The organism is Brachybacterium aquaticum, assembly GCF_014204755.1.
In the GTDB taxonomy this organism is placed as follows: domain Bacteria; phylum Actinomycetota; class Actinomycetes; order Actinomycetales; family Dermabacteraceae; genus Brachybacterium; species Brachybacterium aquaticum.
Genome location: NZ_JACHLZ010000001.1, coordinates 640,069 through 655,487 on the forward strand (window position 1 = coordinate 640,069; position 15,419 = coordinate 655,487).

Sequence of the window (15,419 nt, forward strand, 5' to 3'; positions counted from 1 at the left end):
GGGCGCGGGGCCCGTCGGCCGACGAACCCGCCTGCCGACGGGCCTGTCGGCCGACGTCAGGCGCCCGCGGGCTTCCAGCCGAGCAGCGGCCCGAGCCGGGTGGCGATGTCGGTGAGGATCTGGACGTAGTCCTCGTGCGCGAAGCTGAAGGGGAGGGCGAAGGCGACCTCGTCGACCTCGCGGAAGCCCGCGTGGTCCCACAGCTGCTCGGCGATCTCCTCGCTCGTGCCCACGAGGTCCGGCGCGAACATCATCCCGCGCGGTCCCTGCGGGGTGGCGGTGCGGGGCAGGCGCTCGGCGACGTAGGCGCGGTACTTCTCCGCCTGCTCGGCGGTCGCGGAGTCGGTGGGGATGACGACCAGGCCCTGCGAGGCGCGCGTCCCGCCCGCGGCGCGGTAGGCGCGGATCTGGGAGGCCTGCACGGCGGCGAAGTCCGGCTCCTCGTCGGCCTCGGGGAAGATCACGCTCGAGGAGAGCAGGTTCAGCCCGTGGGCGCCCGCCCATTCGGCCGAGCCGAGGCTGCCCGCCCCATACCAGAGCCGTTCGCGCAGCCCGGGGGAGTGAGGCTCGACGCGGGAGGAGAACTCCTCGACCACGCCCTGCTTCCCCTCCAGCTCGCGCACCCGATCACCGGCCAGGTAGCTCGCCAGGCGCTCCACGCGGGTCTTGGAGAAGTCCTCGACCTCGGCGGTGTCCGGGTAGAGGGCGTCCTTGACGGTGTCCCACTGCATCGGGGTGCCGACGCTGACGCCGGGGTTGATCCGCCCGCCCGAGAGCACGTCGACGGTGGCGAGATCCTCGGCCAGGCGCAGCGGGTTCTCCCAGCCCAGCGGCGTCACCGCGGTGCCGAGCTCGATGCGGGAGGTGCGCTGGGTCGCCGCGGCCATCACCGCGATCGGGGAGGATATCCCGAACTGCAGATGGCGGTGGCGCAGCCAGGCGCTGTCGAAGCCCAGCTGCTCGCCGAGCTCGATGATCGACAGGGTCGACTCGTGCCCGGCCCCGGGATCGGCGGGATCGAACAGCCCGATCGTGAGGAAGCCGAGACGGCGCAGGGGCTGGGAGCGATCGGGCATCAGGGGGCCTTCCGACGAGGGTGGAGTGCCCTCATCGTAGTGACGAGCCCTGGTGACGTCCCGGGCGCTCAGAGGTTGTTCAGCGCGCGCTCGGCGGGGATCGTGCCGTCCTGCCAGGGGGTCAGGACCCACACCACGACGTAGGCGACGGGGCCGAGGACCGGCAGGGCGAACGAGAGCAGGACGAGCAGGCGCATGAGCCACACGTTCAGGCCCGTGAGCTCGGCGAGACCGCCGGCGATGCCTCCGACGAGTCGCTGGGGGCCGCGTCGGTAGCGGAAGCCGCGGAGGGTGGCGAAGAAGGAGTTCATGGCAACGACCCTAGGCTCGAGAGGGCCGAAGGGCACTGGGGATGTCCCCCGTCCGCGGCCCGGGATCGCCTCCGGGGTCAGCGCCCGCTGCGGCTCAGGCGGTGGCGGGCCAGGCGTTGGGGACGCAGCCCTGCAGGTCCATCGACTGCTGCAGCATCACCGGCGCGGGGTCGCCGTCCGCCGGGCAGGTCGCGTGCCCGTGCCCGAGGAAGTGTCCCACCTCGTGGTTGATCATGTAGGCGCGGTACTCGCCGAGGTCTTCGTAGGTCGGGGTGGCGTGCAGCCAGCGATCGGAGTTCAGTGCCACGTCCGGGCCGATCCGGCAGCTCCACAGCCCGCCGGTGCGCGCCGGGAGGCACAGCTCGTCGACGGTCGGCGGGGACGCGATCGAGATCGTCATCTCCGCCTCCTCCTCGCTGCCCACCCGCTGGAAGACGGCGCCCTCGGTGCCGTGCCAGCTGCGCTCGTCCGCGAGGACGGCCGCGATCTGTGCGGCGGCCTCGTCGGCCGAGATCCCGATCCCGTCCTCGACCCGCACCGCATAGGTGCGCGGCGCGCTCGCTGCGCCGCCCATGTCGGAGGCCCCGCCCGCATCGGACGCGCCGCCCGCATCGCTCGCCGCGGGCGCGACCCCGGCGGGGTCCTCGGCAGCGGCGAGGGTCCAGGTCCCCGCGCCGACGGTGTCCGTACGGGTGATGTCCCCGGACGCCTCGGCCGTCTCCGCCTCCGGGGTCGCCCCGGCCTTGCCGCCTCCGTCCGACGGGGCGGTCCCCGCCGGACCGCCGCTGACGTGCGGGCCGGCATCCTGGGCGGCGCCGTCTGCGCCGTTCGCGCGCACCAGCTGGACCGTCGCGATCACGAGGACCACGAGCAGCAGGGCGACCAGGATCGTGCGGACCAGGCGCCCGCGTCGGGTGAGGCGGAGTCGGGTGCGGGGAGGGGCGGGCGTGCTCATGCGGTCGGTCCGTCCTCGGTGGGAGCCGGTCCGTCCCCAGTGGGAGCCGGTCCGGTGCCGTCCTCGGCGGCGCCCTCCTCCTCCCGCAGCCGCGGCTCGACCCGGTTCTCGGGGAGGTAGCCGGACTCGTCGGCGAAGAACGCGCGGATGCGGTCCATGTCCGCGCGGACGTCGCCGGTGAGGTCGAAGGTGGGGCCCAGTCCCGTGGTCATGGTGGTGCGGTCCACGAAGCCGAGCGTCACCGGCAGTCCCGTCGCCCGCGCGATCCGGTAGAAGCCGGACTTCCAGTGCGTGTGCCCGCTGCGGGTGCCGTCGGGCGTGATGACCAGGCCGAACACCTTTCCGGCATGGACCTCGGAGATCACCTCGTCGAGCACGCGGCTCGGGTCGCGGCGGTCCACCGGGATCCCGCCGAGGGCGCGCATGACCGGGCCCTTCCAGCCGGTGAACAGCGTGTGCTTGCCCAGCCAGCGCAGCTTCACGCGCAGGCGCCACCCGATCGCGAGCATGAACACGAAGTCCCAGTTGGAGGTGTGCGGGGCGCCGATGAAGATCGTGGGTCGGTCCGGGACCCGCTCGACGACGAGCTTCCACGGTCCCAGGGCCCAGAACGCACGGGCGATGAGCTGACGGAGCATGGCCACAACCTAGAGCAGGAAGGGCCCTGCGACCGGCACATACGCGGCGGAAGCGGACACCTGTCGCCGTCAGCCGTCAGGCGTCAGCCGTCGGCCGGCCGGCGCCGGGTCCGCTTCAGGTCCGCGCGGCGCTTCTTCGCCTCGAGCCGCCGACGGCGCGAACCCGCGGTGGGGCGCGTCACGCGGCGCGGCACCTCGGGGGCGACCGCCTCGCGCAGCAGCGCGGCCAGCCGTTCCCGAGCCTCTCGACGGTTCTGCCGCTGGGAGCGCTGGGTCGACGCCGTCACGGTCAGCACGGTCCCGGAGCGCCCGGACAGGCGCGGGGCGAGGTTCTCGAGCACCCGTGCGCGCTGCCGCGGATCCAGCGCCGTGGTCGTCGCGAGGTCCAGGCTCAGCTGCACCCGCGAGTCGGCCGTGTTCACGCCCTGACCGCCCGGTCCCGAGGAATGGGAGAACTGCTCGGTGAGCTCCGCCGCGGGGATGCGCACGCCACGGGGTGCTCCGGGGCCCGGGTCCACGCGCAGATCGTCCACCCCACCAGTGTGCCCCCTCGGAGCCCTTCCGAGCCGAGGCGCCCGCTGGCACGATGGCGCAATGAGCGATGCGAAGCAGACCCTCACCGACGAGCAGATCGCCCAGAGCATCCCGCGCGGATGGCGCCACGAGGACGACACACTCACCGCCCGCTACGCCACGGGCGACTTCGCCACCGGACTCGCGCTGGTCGACCGGATCGGCGCCTCCGCCGAGGAGGCGAACCACCACCCCGACCTCACCCTCACCTACCCCGAGGTGGGCGTGACCCTGTCCAGCCACGACGTGGGCGGCGTGACCCAGCGCGACCTCGATCTCGCCCGGACGGTCCAGGAGCATGCCGATGCTCTCGGCGTGCGGACCGTCGAGAGCTGACTCGGACCGGGCGCGCGCGGGACGTCCAGCAGGCCGACGAGGGCGTCCATCCCCCGAGAGTAGGGCGTGGCCGGAGCGGGAGGAGGGCTCGGCTGGGAACGCGCAGGGGAAGCGCCGGGAAAATGACGGGAAAGTAGGGACTTCAGGCCCTTCAGGATCCGGGAACTTCTTCTTAGTATTACAACATGATTGAGAACTCGAAGCTCACCGTCATCGGTGCTGGCGCCGTCGGCTCCAGCGTCGCCTACGCCGCCCTCATCCGCGGCTCCGCCCGCCACGTCGCCCTCTACGACATCGCGGCGGAGAAGACCGAGGCCGAGGTGCTCGACCTCGCCCACGGCACCCTCTTCACCAACTCCTCCACCATCACCGGCGGCTCGGACATCTCCGTCGCCGAGGGCTCCCACGTCGTGGTGATCACCGCAGGCGCCAAGCAGAAGCCCGGCCAGCCGCGCATCGAGCTCGCCGGCATCAACGCCAAGATCGTCGCCGACACCATGAAGAAGACCCTCGAGGTTGCGCCCGACGCCATCTTCGTGATCGTCTCCAACCCCTGCGACGTGCTCGCCACGCTCGCCCTGGAGGAGTCGGGGCTGCCGCGCGAGCGCGTCTTCGCCTCCGGCACCGTGCTGGACTCCTCCCGACTGCGCTGGGAGATCTCCCGCCGCACCAACGTGGCCCCCACGTCCGTGCACGCCCAGATCGTCGGCGAGCACGGCGACACCGAGTTCCCGCTGTGGTCCGAGGCCCGCATCAACACGGTCCCGATCCTCGACTGGCGCGGCCCCGACGGTACCCCGCAGTTCAGCGTCGAGGAGCTCGACAAGATCGCGGTGGACGTGCGCGACGCGGCCTACAAGGTCATCCAGGGCAAGGGCGCGACCAACTACGCCATCGGCCTGTCCAGCGCCCGCATCGTCGAGGCCATCCTCGGCGACGAGAACGCGGTGCTGAACGTCTCCACGGTGCTGGACGACTTCCACGGGATCAGCGACGTGGCCCTGTCCGTGCCGAGCCTGGTCAACGCCTCCGGCGCCCGCGCCATCCGCGAGACCCCCTTCGAGGAGCACGAGCTGGAGCGCCTGCGCGCCTCCGCCGACGCGCTCAAGAAGGTCGCGGCCGACCTGCGCGCCTGACACACCCACCCCGGGAGGCATCGAGGACCTCCCCGGGGACCTCAGAGTCGAGGCCCCCGACGTCCCACCAGGATGTCGGGGGCCTCGCCCTTTCTCTCGTGACCGCTGGAGCACCCGCCCCGGCACGACCCCCGGAGAACCCCTCCCATGTGGACCCAGACCATCGACCCTCTCGGCAATCTCGCGCTCTCCGCCCTGGTCGCCGCCCTCCCCATCATCGTGTTCCTCCTGCTCATGGTGGTGTTCAAGCTCTCGGGAGTCATCTCGGGACTGATCGCCCTGGCCGTCGAGGTGGCCGTGGCGCTGTTCGCCTACGGCATGCCCGCCACCGCCGTCGGCGGTGCCGGCCTCTCCGGCCTGCTCACCGCCCTGTGGCCCATTGCCTACATCATCGTCATGGCCGTGTGGCTGTACCGCCTGGCAGTGCTCTCCGGACGCTTCGACGTCATCCGTGACTCCATCGGCGCGATCTCCGCCGACCAGCGCATCCAGGTGCTCTTGATCAGCTTCTCCTTCGGCGCCTTCCTCGAGGGCGTCGCCGGCTTCGGCGTCCCGATCGCGATCTGCGCCGCCCTGCTCGTCCAGCTCGGCTTCGCCCCGATGCGCGCCGCTGTGCTGTCCCTCATCGCCAACGTCGGCGCCGGCGCCTACGGCGCGATCGGCATCCCCGTGCTCGTCGGCGCCCAGGTGACCGGCCTCGAGGTCACCGAGCTGTCTCGCGCCATGGTCATCATGCTGCAGCCGCTGACGCTGCTGGTGCCCTTCCTGCTCGTCATCGTCATGGACGGCCTGCGCGGCCTGCGCGAGACCTGGCCCATCGCCCTCGCCGTCTCCCTCGTCTTCAGCGGCGTCCAGGCCGGGGTGCTGTGGTTCCTCGGCCCGGAGCTCGCCGACATCGCCGCGGGTCTCGCCGGCATGGTCGCCGTGTTCGCCGTCTCCCGCGCCTGGTCCCCGCGCCACGTCTACCGCGAGGGCGACGCCCCGGTCCCCGAGGCCACCCACCACAGCTTCAACGAGGTCGTGGTCGCCTGGAGTCCGTTCTACATCCTCTCCAGCTTCATCCTGCTGTGGTCCCTTCCGCCGGTGAAGGAGCTGTTCACCACCGGCGCGCTCGGGTTCACCACGATCCCCGTCCTGCTGCCGGGCCTGACCGGGCAGATCGCCCGCGCCGACGGCAGCGTCGTCGAGGCCACCTGGAACCTCTCGCTCCTCGGCGCGACCGGCACCGCGATCCTCCTGTCGGTGATCGTCTCCTTCCTCACCACCCCGCAGGTGAACCTGCGCCAGCTGCTGGACGAGCTGGTCGGGACCGTGAAGAGCCTCGGCGGCGCGATCATCCTCATCGCCGTGATCCTGGTGCTCGCCAACATCGCCAACCACTCCGGCGGCTCGGCGACCATGGGCTCCGCGCTCGCCGCCGTCGGCCCGATCTTCCCGCTGATCGCCCCGATCATCGGCTGGATCGGCGTGTTCCTCACCGGCTCGGTGGTCAACAACAACACCCTGTTCGCCCCGCTCCAGCAGGCCACCGCTCAGGGCATCGGCGTGGACTCGGCCGTGCTGGTCGGCGCCAACACCGCCGGCGGCACCACCGCCAAGGTCATCTCCCCCCAGTCGATCGCGATCGCCGCGGGCGCTGTGGGCCTGTCCGGCCGCGAGGGCGAGATCACCCGCAAGGCGATCGGTCCGAGCCTCGGGATGCTGGCCGTCATCTGCGTGTGGACCCTGGTGCTCACGCTCGTGGTCTGAGCCGCCCGGGCCGCTCGGCCCGACACCACCATCACCGCGACCTGCACCCCGGGGAGATCCTCCCCGGGGTGTACGTCTGCCCCGATCAGGACTACTCTGCCTCACCTGGACCGATGCTCACCGTGGAGCGCGGTCCGCAGGATCCCGGCTCACGACGACGTGCGGAGGACCTATGAATCCCGAGACCATCACGCTCTCCTCCGGCAGCATGATCACCGTCGCGGTGGTCGTGGTGATCGCCCTGATCGCGGTGGCGATGGCGCTGCGATTCCGCGCCGAGGTGCTGCGCGCCCGCACCGGCACCGACGCCATGAACCAGGTCGCGGAGGCCGTGCAGGAGGGCGCCGCCGCGTACCTGCGCCGTCAGCTGCGCACCCTGGGGGTCTTCGCCGTCGTCGCCTTCGTGCTCCTGCTGCTCCTGCCCGCGCACGGCGCCGCGGGCACCGAGGGGATGCTGCTGCGCGCGGCCCGCTCGATCGCCTTCCTCGTCGGCGCCGCGTTCTCGGGCACCATCGGCTACCTCGGCATGTGGCTCGCCGTCCGCGCGAACGTGCGCGTCGCCGCCGCGGCCGAGGAGAGCGGACGCGATCCCGCGATGCTCATCGCGGTGCGCACCGGAGCGTGCGTGGGCATGGCGACGATCGGGCTCGGCCTGCTCGGCGCCGGGATCGTGGTGCTGGTCTTCCGCGCGAACGCGCCGCTGGTCCTCGAGGGCTTCGGGTTCGGGGCGGCGCTGGTGGCGATGTTCATGAGGGTCGGCGGCGGCATCTTCACCAAGGCGGCCGACGTCGGCGCGGACCTGGTGGGCAAGGTCGAGCAGAACATCCCCGAGGACGATCCCCGCAACGCCGCGACCATCGCCGACAACGTCGGCGACAACGTGGGCGACTGCGCCGGCATGGCCGCAGACCTCTTCGAGTCCTACGCCGTCACCCTGGTCGCCGCGCTCATCCTGGGCCGCGCCGCCTTCGGCGAGGCCGGGCTCGTGTTCCCGCTCGTCGTGCCCGCCACCGGCGTGGTCACCGCGCTCATCGGCATCTACCTCACCTCCCCGAAGGCCGGGGTGAGCGCGCTGAAGATCATCCGCCGCGCCTTCCTGCTCTCCGCGATCCTCTCCGCGGTGATGTGCACGATCGCCGCGTTCGTCCACCTGCCCGGCAGCTTCGCCGAGCTCGGCATCGAGAACACCACCGCCGCGATCGACGACCCGCGGATCATCGCCTCCGCCTCCGTGGTCATCGGCATCGTCCTCGGCGTGCTGATCCTGAACCTCACCGGCCACTACACCGCCACCGAGGACCGGCCCGTGCGCGGGGTCGCCGGCTCCTCCCGCACCGGCGCCGCCACCGTGATCCTCTCCGGCTTCGCCCTCGGCCTCGAGTCTGCCGTGTTCACGGCGCTCGTGATCGCCGCCGCCGTGTTCGGCGCATTCCTGCTCGGCGGCGCCGGCGTCACCGGACTGTTCGCGATCGCGCTCGCCGGCTGCGGCCTGCTCACCACCGTCGGCGTCATCGTCGCGATGGACACCTTCGGCCCGGTCACCGACAACGCCCAGGGCATCGCCGAGATGTCCGGGGACGTGGACGAGGAGGGCGCCCAGGTCCTCACCGAGCTCGACGCCGTCGGCAACACCACCAAGGCCATCACCAAGGGCATCGCGATCGCCACCGCCGTCCTCGCCGCGACCGCCCTGTTCGGCTCCTACACCGACGCGATCCACGGCGTGCTCGGCGACGGCTACCAGACGTTCCTCGACCAGGCCGTCGTGTTCGCGCCGCAGACCCTCGTCGGCGTCATCGTCGGCGGCTCGGTCGTGTTCCTGTTCTCCGGCCTCGCGATCCGCGCCGTCGGCCGTGCCGCCGGCGCTGTCGTGATGGAGGTGCGCCGCCAGTTCCGCGAGATCCCCGGGATCATGGAGGGCACCGGCAAGCCCGAGTACGGCCGGGTCGTCGACATCGTCACCCGCGACTCCCTGCGCGAGCTGGCCACCCCGGGCCTGCTCGCCGTCGCCTCCCCGATCGCGGTCGGCTTCGGCCTCGGCGCACCGGCGCTCGCCGGCTACCTCGCCGGGGCCATCGCCACTGGCGTGCTCATGGCGATCATGCTCGCCAACTCCGGCGGGGCCTGGGACAACACCAAGAAGATGGTCGAGGACGGGGTCCACGGCGGCAAGGGCTCGCCCGCCCACGAGGCGACCGTCGTCGCCGACACCGTCGGCGACCCGTTCAAGGACACCGCCGGCCCGGCGATCAACCCGCTGCTGAAGGTGATGAACCTCGTCGCCGTGCTCATCGCCCCGGCGGTGGTGGGGATGTCGGCGCTGAGCGGCGACCCGAACCCGCTGCGCTTCGCGATCGCGGGGGTCGCCCTGCTCGCGATCGCGGTGGCCGTATGGTTCTCCCTCGGCCGCGACGTGGACCTGGGGGAGGAGCCCGTCGAGGAGCGGGCCGTGCAGGAGGACGCCGCGGAGGGGTGAGCGTCAGCCGGTCGGGCTCTCCACCCGCAGCTCCGCGAAGCGGCTGCGATGGAAGACCATCGGCTCGGCGTCCGAGACGCTGTCGATGCTGAGCACCTCCAGCAGCACCATGTCGTGATCGCCCGCGCGCATCTGGTCGTGCACCCGCACGGTCATCCACGCCGGGGCCCCGGTGAGCACGAGCGCGCCGCCCTCGTCGACCTCGACGTCGACCCCGTCGAAGCGACGCTCGCGGTCCTTCCCCGACAGCTGGCGGGTGATGGACATCTGCTCCTTGCCGAGCACCGTCACGCCCAGATGACCGTGCTCGCGCAGCGCCGGCCAGGTCTGGGAGGTGTGCTGCACGGCCACGGACACCAGCGGCGGGTCCAGGGACACCCCGACGGTGAAGGTCGAGGCGACCAGCCCGTGGTAGAGCCCGTCGATCTCGGCCCCGATCAGCACCACGCCCTGGGGGAAGTGGGAGAAGGCCTCACGGAGAGCGATGTCGGTCAGCATGGAATTCACTCTAGGACCCCGGTGCCCGCAGATGCCGGGACGGTCCCCGATCTGGGACCGCGCCGTCACAGGCCGTCATCCGCGCCATGCGCCGTCATCGGGAGCGACCGCGGGGTGCTCCGCGAAGTGAGCTGTGCCGAGGGCTCACTCGTCCTCGATGACGACCTCGCTCGGCGTCGAGTGGCGCAGGAAGCACGAGCCGATCAGGCCCACGAGCGCGATCCCGCCGGAGACCAGGAAGGCGACGTCCACGCCGTGGATCGGCCCCTCGGGCCCGAACTCGGCCGGATCCTTCGCCGCGACGGTCATCACCGTGACCAGCACCGCGGAGCCGATGGACGCGGCGACCTGGCGCAGCGTGTTGTTCACGGCCGAGCCGTGGGGGATCATCCGCTGCGGCAGCTGGTTCAGCGCCGCGGTGGTGACCGGCATGATCACCATCGCCGTGCCGAGCATGCGCACCGCGTTGACGATCGCGATGTACGCGAAGGTGGTGTCCGGGCTCAGCCGGGCCAGCAGCACGCTCGTCACCGTCAGCAGCGCGAAGCCGATGATCGCGAGCGCCCGGGCGCCGAAGCGGTCGAAGATCCGCCCGGTCACGGGGGACATGACGCCCATGATGATCGCGCCGGGCAGCAGCACCATCCCGGACTCCATGGCGGTGAAGTCGCTCATGTTCTGCATGAACAGCGGGATCATCAGCATCCCGCCGATCATCGCCATGAACACGAGCATGCCCAGCACGGTGCCGAGGGTGAACATGGGGTTCGCGAGCACACGCAGCTCGAGCAGCGGCTCCTCGAGACGCAGCTGGCGGCGCACGAACCAGGCCAGCGCCAGGGCGCCGACGAGGAGCGGCACGAGGGTGGTCGCGCTCGCCCAGCCGGCGGTGCCCGCGGTGCTGAAGCCGAACAGCAGCCCGCCGAAGGCGAGGGTGGACAGGATCAGCGAGTGCACGTCCAGGCGCGGGTTCGTCTGCTCGGTGACGTTGCGCAGGGTGAACGCGGCGAAGATCAGGGCGCCGAGCGCGATCGGCAGCATCATCACGAACAGCACCCGCCAGGACCAGTGGTCCACGACGAAGCCGGACAGGGTGGGCCCGATCGCGGGGGCGAAGGAGATCACGAGCCCGAAGGTTCCCATCGCGGCGCCGCGGCGGTGGATCGGGAACAGCGCGAACAGGATCGTCTGCATCAGCGGCATGATCATGCCGCCGCTCGCGGCCTGGACCACGCGCCCCACCAGGAGCACCGCGTAGACCGGGGCGATCGCGCAGATGACCGTGCCGAGGGCGAACACACCCATCGCTGCGAAGAACATCGTGCGGGTGGAGAACTTCTCGATCAGGAACGCGGTCGCCGGGATCATGATGCCGTTGACCAGCATGAACAGCGTGGTGACCCACTGGGCGGAGTTCGCCGAGATGCCGAAGTCCGCCATGAACGCGGGCAGCGCGGTGTTCAGCAGGGTCTGGTTAAGGATGATGACGAACGCGCCGGCCAGCAGGACCGCCATCACGAGATTCGGGTCCGCCGCCATCGGCGCGGAGTCGTTGTCGCTCCTGCCGTGCTCGTTCTCGCCGTTCACGGCGGGCACCTCACCAGTCTCGGTCGTCAATGGGCCTTCTTCCTCGCGCTGCTGCTCCGCGCGCCGTCCCCCGCTGATCGGGGCGAGGGACGGGCGAGGGTCGGCGCTGATCCTCCGCTCGACCCTAGGCGGGAAGTTGCACCGGGTGCAAGGTCTGGTCGGAGGGGATGGGTCTCGACCGACGGGGCGGGGCGGCCGACGGGGGAGGGCGGCCGACGGGGGAGGGCGGCCGACGGGGGAGGGCGGCCGACGGGGGAGGGCGGCCGACGCGGGAGGGCGGCCGACGGGGACGGGGCGCGGCGCGGGTGTCCCCGCGCCGCGCCCCGTCGAACCGTCGGCGGCTGTCCTCGAAGGGAGGTCAGTCGACGGTGACCTCGCCCATCGGGGCCCAGTCCTCGACGTCGACCTGCTGGGAGATGATCTGCGGCTGGGCGGCGAGGTACTGCGGGAACTCGTCCTGCATCTTCTTGAAGTGGTCGGAGTTCACGTGGGGGCCGGCGCCCTCGTCGGTGAACGCCTCGATGAGCACGTAGGTGTTCGGCTCCTTGACCGAGCGCGACCACTCGAACCACTTGTTGCCGGGCTCCGCGAGCGTCGCCTCGGTGAACTCCTCGGCGATCTCGGGCCAGCGGTCGGCGTACTCGGGCTTCACGGGGAACTTCACGTTGATCAGGATCATCATCGGGTCCTCTCTGCAGGAGCGGTCCTGCACTCGGTGTCACGTACAGCCTGCCCCTCCGTCGCGCGGGGGCGGAACCGTGATTCTCGCAGGGCAAGAAGGGGGGTGGGGCACAATGGGCGAGAGGAGGAGGGCGATGATGACCTCGACGAAGGATTCGGACGTCCGGGTGGGGGAGAGCGGCCAGCCCGGTCAGCCCGGACAGATCGGCCGGGCGATCGCGGTGCTGGAGGCGGTGGCCGAACACGGCAGCAGCACCGCCCGCGGCATCGCCGACGCGACCGGGATCCCGCTGCCCACGGTCTACCGTCTCGCTCAGGAACTGATCCGCGCCGGCTATCTCGTGCACCTGCGCGGGGAGAAGCGCTTCGCGCTCGGGTACGGGCTCCACCGCCTCGCCGTCGGCCTCCACCAGGACCTCGGGGTGCCGCGTGCCGTGCGCGAGGAGATCCATGCGATGCACCGCGACCTCGGCATGGCCTCGTACCTCGCGATCCACCGCGGCAGCGACTTCGTGGTGGTGCACGTGGTCGACTCCCCGAAGGCGCCCCGGCTCTCGCCGCTGACGTTCGGCTTCCACGAGAGCCCGCACGCGACCGCGTTCGGCAAGGCTGGGCTGGCCTCGCTGCTGCCCGAGGAGCAGGAGGAGTACCTCGGCGCAGGTCCGCTGCGCGCCCACACCGACCGCACCCTCACCGATCCCGTCGCCCTGCGTGCGCAGCTCGTCGAGATCGCCGAGCGGGGGATCGCCTGGGAGCACCAGGAGTTCGTGCCGGGCACCAGCTGTCTGGCCGCGACCATCAAGGCCGACGACGGGATGCTGGTGGGCACCGTCGCGGTCTCCGCGCCGGTCGCCGCCTATGAGGGCCGGATGCGGCACGTCGAGGACCGTGTGCGCGCCTGCGCCTCCCGTGCCGGCCGCGCCTACCGCGGCGGTCCCCAGCAGCACTGAGCCGCGCTGCGCCGCCCACCCGCGAGAGCCCGTCGGCCGCACCCCAGTGCGGGCGCCCACCCCCGTTCTCGCCCCGCGATAACGGCGATTGTGGACGCCGCCGCCCCACCCCTAGCGTGTGAGCCGGATCACGAACGGTGATCCGCGCACTGACGAGGACGCAGTGGAAGGGGACGCCATGAGCGCACCGCGCGGCGACGACGCCGTGAACGACAGAGCCATGAACGACAGAGCAGTGAACGACAGAGCCGTCACGGACGAGGCAGTCAACGACATCGAAGGGACCGACGAGGCGACCGAGACCCTGGTCGCCCTGATCCGGGCGGCCTTCCCGCACGAGGGGGTGCCCGAGAGCGCCTACCGCCGCGCCGCGGCGACCGTGCAGGAGTCGGCCGACGCCACCGCCTGGATGCGGGTCAAGCTCGCCCAGGGCCTGGACTCCCTCCAGGCTCTGGCCGGCGGTGCCTTCACGGACCTGAGTCCGGCCGAGGCGCTGCCGCTGCTGCTGCGCGTCCAGCACACCACCTTCTTCGGGTTCGTGCGCCAGAGCGTGGTGGTGAGCCTCTACGAGGACGAGGAGGTGTGGGAGGTGCTCGGCTACGAGGGCCCGTCCTTCGACAAGGGCGGCTACCTCCACCGCGGATTCGACGACCTCGACTGGCTGCCCGATCCCCGCATCGAGGAGTACGACGGCGAGCCGCTGCAGCACGTCGTCTCCGACCTCCCGCGATCGGCGACCACCACCAGCGTCCGGGGCGCCGCCGTCCCGGCCGGACAGAGCAAGGTCCGTGCCGGGCGCACGGGGACCGGGAAGGGACGGGCATGACCACCATCGACCACTCCACCGAGGCCGTCGTCATCGTCGGCTCCGGTGCCGGCGGCGGCACCCTCGCCTACGAGCTCACGAAGGCGGGCATCGAGTGCGTGCTCCTCGAGGCCGGCCCGTACCTGCGCAACGAGGACTACATGAACCTCGAGTGGGCGGCCTTCGACCAGATGGCCTGGACCGACACCCGCACCACCTCCGGCTCGTGGCGCATCGCCAAGGACTTCCCGAACCTGCCCGCCTGGATCGTGAAGGCCGTGGGCGGCACCACCACCCACTGGTCCGGCGCGACCCCGCGCTTCAAGCCCCACGAGTTCCGCACCCGCAGCGTCTACGGCCGCATCGACGGGGCGAACCTGCTGGACTGGCCGCTGACCTATGACGAGCTCGCGCCGTACTACACCCGCGCCGAGGACGCGATCGGCTCCACGCACACCGGTGGCCGCCCGCCGCTGCCGGCGAACAACAACTACAAGGTCCTCGCCGCCGGCGCCGAGAACCTCGGTTACCGCTACTACGCCACCGGCCCCTACGGCACCAACGCCGAGCCCTACGACGGCCGCCCCGCCTCGATCCAGGACGGTTTCAACTTCCAGGGCGACAAGAGCGGCTCGAAGTGGTCGACCATGGTCCGCGAGATCCCGCGGGCGCTGGCGACCGGGAAGCTGGACCTGCGGCCCGAGTCCCATGTCGCCCAGATCCTCCACGACCGCACCGGGAAGGTCGATGCGGTGCTGTACCTGGACAGCGAGGGGAACCTGCACCGCCAGGCCGCGAAGCTCGTGTGCGTGGCGGGCAACTCGATCGAGACCCCGCGCCTGCTGCACCTGTCCAGCTCCTCGCTGTTCCCCGACGGGCTCGCGAACTCCTCCGGCCAGGTGGGGCGCAACTACATGCGCCACATGACCGGCAGCGTGTACGCGCAGTTCGACAAGCCGGTGAACATGCACCGCGGCGAGACGATGGCCGGCTGCATCAGCGACGAATCGGTGCACGACCCCACCCGCGGCTTCGCCGGCGGCTACTTCATCCAGACCATCGCGCTGGGGCCGGCGTTCCTGGCCACCTTCGTCGAGCCCGGCGCCTGGGGCCCGGACTTCACGCGACTGCTGGACGCGTACCGCAACACCGCTGGGTGCTGGCTCGTGGGCGAGGACATGCCGCAGGAGTCCAACGCCGTGACGCTGGACTCCACGGTCAGCGACCAGCACGGCCTGCCCGTCGCGCACGTCCACTTCGACGACCACGCCAACGACGTGGCGATGCGCGAGCACGCGTACACGCAGGCCGAGAAGCTGTACCGCTCCGTCGGCGCGGTGGGCACCCACCGCACCACCCCCTACCCGTCCACCCACAACCTCGGCACCTGCCGCATGAGCGAACGGCCCGAGGACGGCGTGGTGGACAAGTGGGGCCGGGCGCACGACGTGCCGAACCTGTTCATCTCCGACGGCTCGCAGTTCACCACCGGCGCCGCCGCGAACCCGACCCTGACGATCGTGGCGCTCGCGATCCGCCAGGCCGAGTACCTCGTGGAGGCGCTGCGCACCGGGGACGTGTGAGCACAGGAGCGTGAGCCGGGAGGGTCCGGACGGCCGACGGGGCCGCCGGACCCTCCCGGTCGCGC

15 protein-coding genes are annotated in these 15,419 nt (G+C 71.5%); 7 read left to right on the forward strand and 8 right to left on the reverse strand.

The annotated features are described in order from the left end of the window. Positions 1 to 56 precede the first annotated feature (56 nt). The 5 genes from HNR70_RS02865 to arfB form a co-directional block, all read right to left on the reverse strand. Positions 57 to 1,076, reverse strand: a complete 1,020-nt coding sequence (locus tag HNR70_RS02865) for an LLM class flavin-dependent oxidoreductase (RefSeq protein WP_184324328.1) — start codon at positions 1,074 to 1,076, stop codon at positions 57 to 59. Positions 1,077 to 1,144: 68 nt separating this feature from the next. Continuing rightward, positions 1,145 to 1,387: a PspC domain-containing protein gene (locus HNR70_RS02870; RefSeq protein ID WP_184324329.1), complete on the reverse strand. Its 243-nt coding sequence runs from the start codon at positions 1,385 to 1,387 to the stop codon at positions 1,145 to 1,147. Positions 1,388 to 1,481: 94 nt separating this feature from the next. Further along, entirely contained in the window at positions 1,482 to 2,342 is an 861-nt protein-coding gene (locus HNR70_RS02875) for a DUF3152 domain-containing protein (protein ID WP_184324330.1), read from the reverse strand. Next, the gene (locus HNR70_RS02880; RefSeq protein ID WP_184324331.1) at positions 2,339 to 2,980 is read right to left on the reverse strand and encodes a 1-acyl-sn-glycerol-3-phosphate acyltransferase; all 642 of its coding nucleotides are present in this window, start codon (positions 2,978 to 2,980) and stop codon (positions 2,339 to 2,341) included. Before HNR70_RS02880 ends, HNR70_RS02875 begins: the two co-directional genes overlap by 4 nt. Positions 2,981 to 3,063: 83 nt before the next feature. Next, entirely contained in the window at positions 3,064 to 3,513 is a 450-nt protein-coding gene (gene arfB, locus HNR70_RS02885; protein WP_184324332.1) for an alternative ribosome rescue aminoacyl-tRNA hydrolase ArfB, read from the reverse strand. 61 nt (positions 3,514 to 3,574) lie between these two features. Here arfB and HNR70_RS02890 point away from each other — a divergent pair, with 61 nt between their 5' ends. The 4 genes from HNR70_RS02890 to HNR70_RS02905 all read left to right on the forward strand — a co-directional run bounded on the left by HNR70_RS02890 (position 3,575) and on the right by HNR70_RS02905 (position 9,250). Next, positions 3,575 to 3,889: a 4a-hydroxytetrahydrobiopterin dehydratase gene (locus HNR70_RS02890; RefSeq protein WP_184324333.1), complete on the forward strand. Its 315-nt coding sequence runs from the start codon at positions 3,575 to 3,577 to the stop codon at positions 3,887 to 3,889. Between the two features lie 185 nt (positions 3,890 to 4,074). Next, on the forward strand, positions 4,075 to 5,025 hold the full coding sequence (locus tag HNR70_RS02895) for an L-lactate dehydrogenase (RefSeq protein WP_184324334.1): 951 nt from the start codon (positions 4,075 to 4,077) through the stop codon (positions 5,023 to 5,025). 147 nt (positions 5,026 to 5,172) lie between these two features. Then, positions 5,173 to 6,774, forward strand: a complete 1,602-nt coding sequence (locus HNR70_RS02900; protein ID WP_184324335.1) for an L-lactate permease — start codon at positions 5,173 to 5,175, stop codon at positions 6,772 to 6,774. A gap of 172 nt (positions 6,775 to 6,946) precedes the next feature. Beyond that, positions 6,947 to 9,250: a sodium-translocating pyrophosphatase gene (locus tag HNR70_RS02905; RefSeq protein WP_184324336.1), complete on the forward strand. Its 2,304-nt coding sequence runs from the start codon at positions 6,947 to 6,949 to the stop codon at positions 9,248 to 9,250. Positions 9,251 to 9,253: 3 nt separating this feature from the next. On the opposite strand, the gene HNR70_RS02910 is transcribed toward HNR70_RS02905, so the two are convergent. The 3 genes from HNR70_RS02910 to HNR70_RS02920 form a co-directional block, all read right to left on the reverse strand. Beyond that, a complete protein-coding gene (locus HNR70_RS02910; protein ID WP_184324337.1) occupies positions 9,254 to 9,748 on the reverse strand; it encodes a flavin reductase family protein in 495 nt (164 codons plus the stop codon). Between the two features lie 144 nt (positions 9,749 to 9,892). Further along, on the reverse strand, positions 9,893 to 11,344 hold the full coding sequence (locus HNR70_RS02915) for an MDR family MFS transporter (protein WP_312857545.1): 1,452 nt from the start codon (positions 11,342 to 11,344) through the stop codon (positions 9,893 to 9,895). Between the two features lie 349 nt (positions 11,345 to 11,693). Beyond that, positions 11,694 to 12,014: a putative quinol monooxygenase gene (locus HNR70_RS02920; protein ID WP_184326509.1), complete on the reverse strand. Its 321-nt coding sequence runs from the start codon at positions 12,012 to 12,014 to the stop codon at positions 11,694 to 11,696. 139 nt (positions 12,015 to 12,153) lie between these two features. Here HNR70_RS02920 and HNR70_RS02925 point away from each other — a divergent pair, with 139 nt between their 5' ends. From HNR70_RS02925 to HNR70_RS02935, 3 genes are all read left to right on the forward strand, one after another. After that, a complete protein-coding gene (locus HNR70_RS02925; RefSeq protein WP_184324338.1) occupies positions 12,154 to 12,966 on the forward strand; it encodes an IclR family transcriptional regulator in 813 nt (270 codons plus the stop codon). 178 nt (positions 12,967 to 13,144) lie between these two features. After that, the gene (locus tag HNR70_RS02930) at positions 13,145 to 13,792 is read left to right on the forward strand and encodes a hypothetical protein (protein ID WP_246375132.1); all 648 of its coding nucleotides are present in this window, start codon (positions 13,145 to 13,147) and stop codon (positions 13,790 to 13,792) included. Continuing rightward, positions 13,789 to 15,354, forward strand: a complete 1,566-nt coding sequence (locus HNR70_RS02935; protein WP_184324339.1) for a GMC family oxidoreductase — start codon at positions 13,789 to 13,791, stop codon at positions 15,352 to 15,354. The genes HNR70_RS02930 and HNR70_RS02935 overlap by 4 nt, the downstream gene beginning before the upstream one ends. Positions 15,355 to 15,419: the final 65 nt, after the last annotated feature.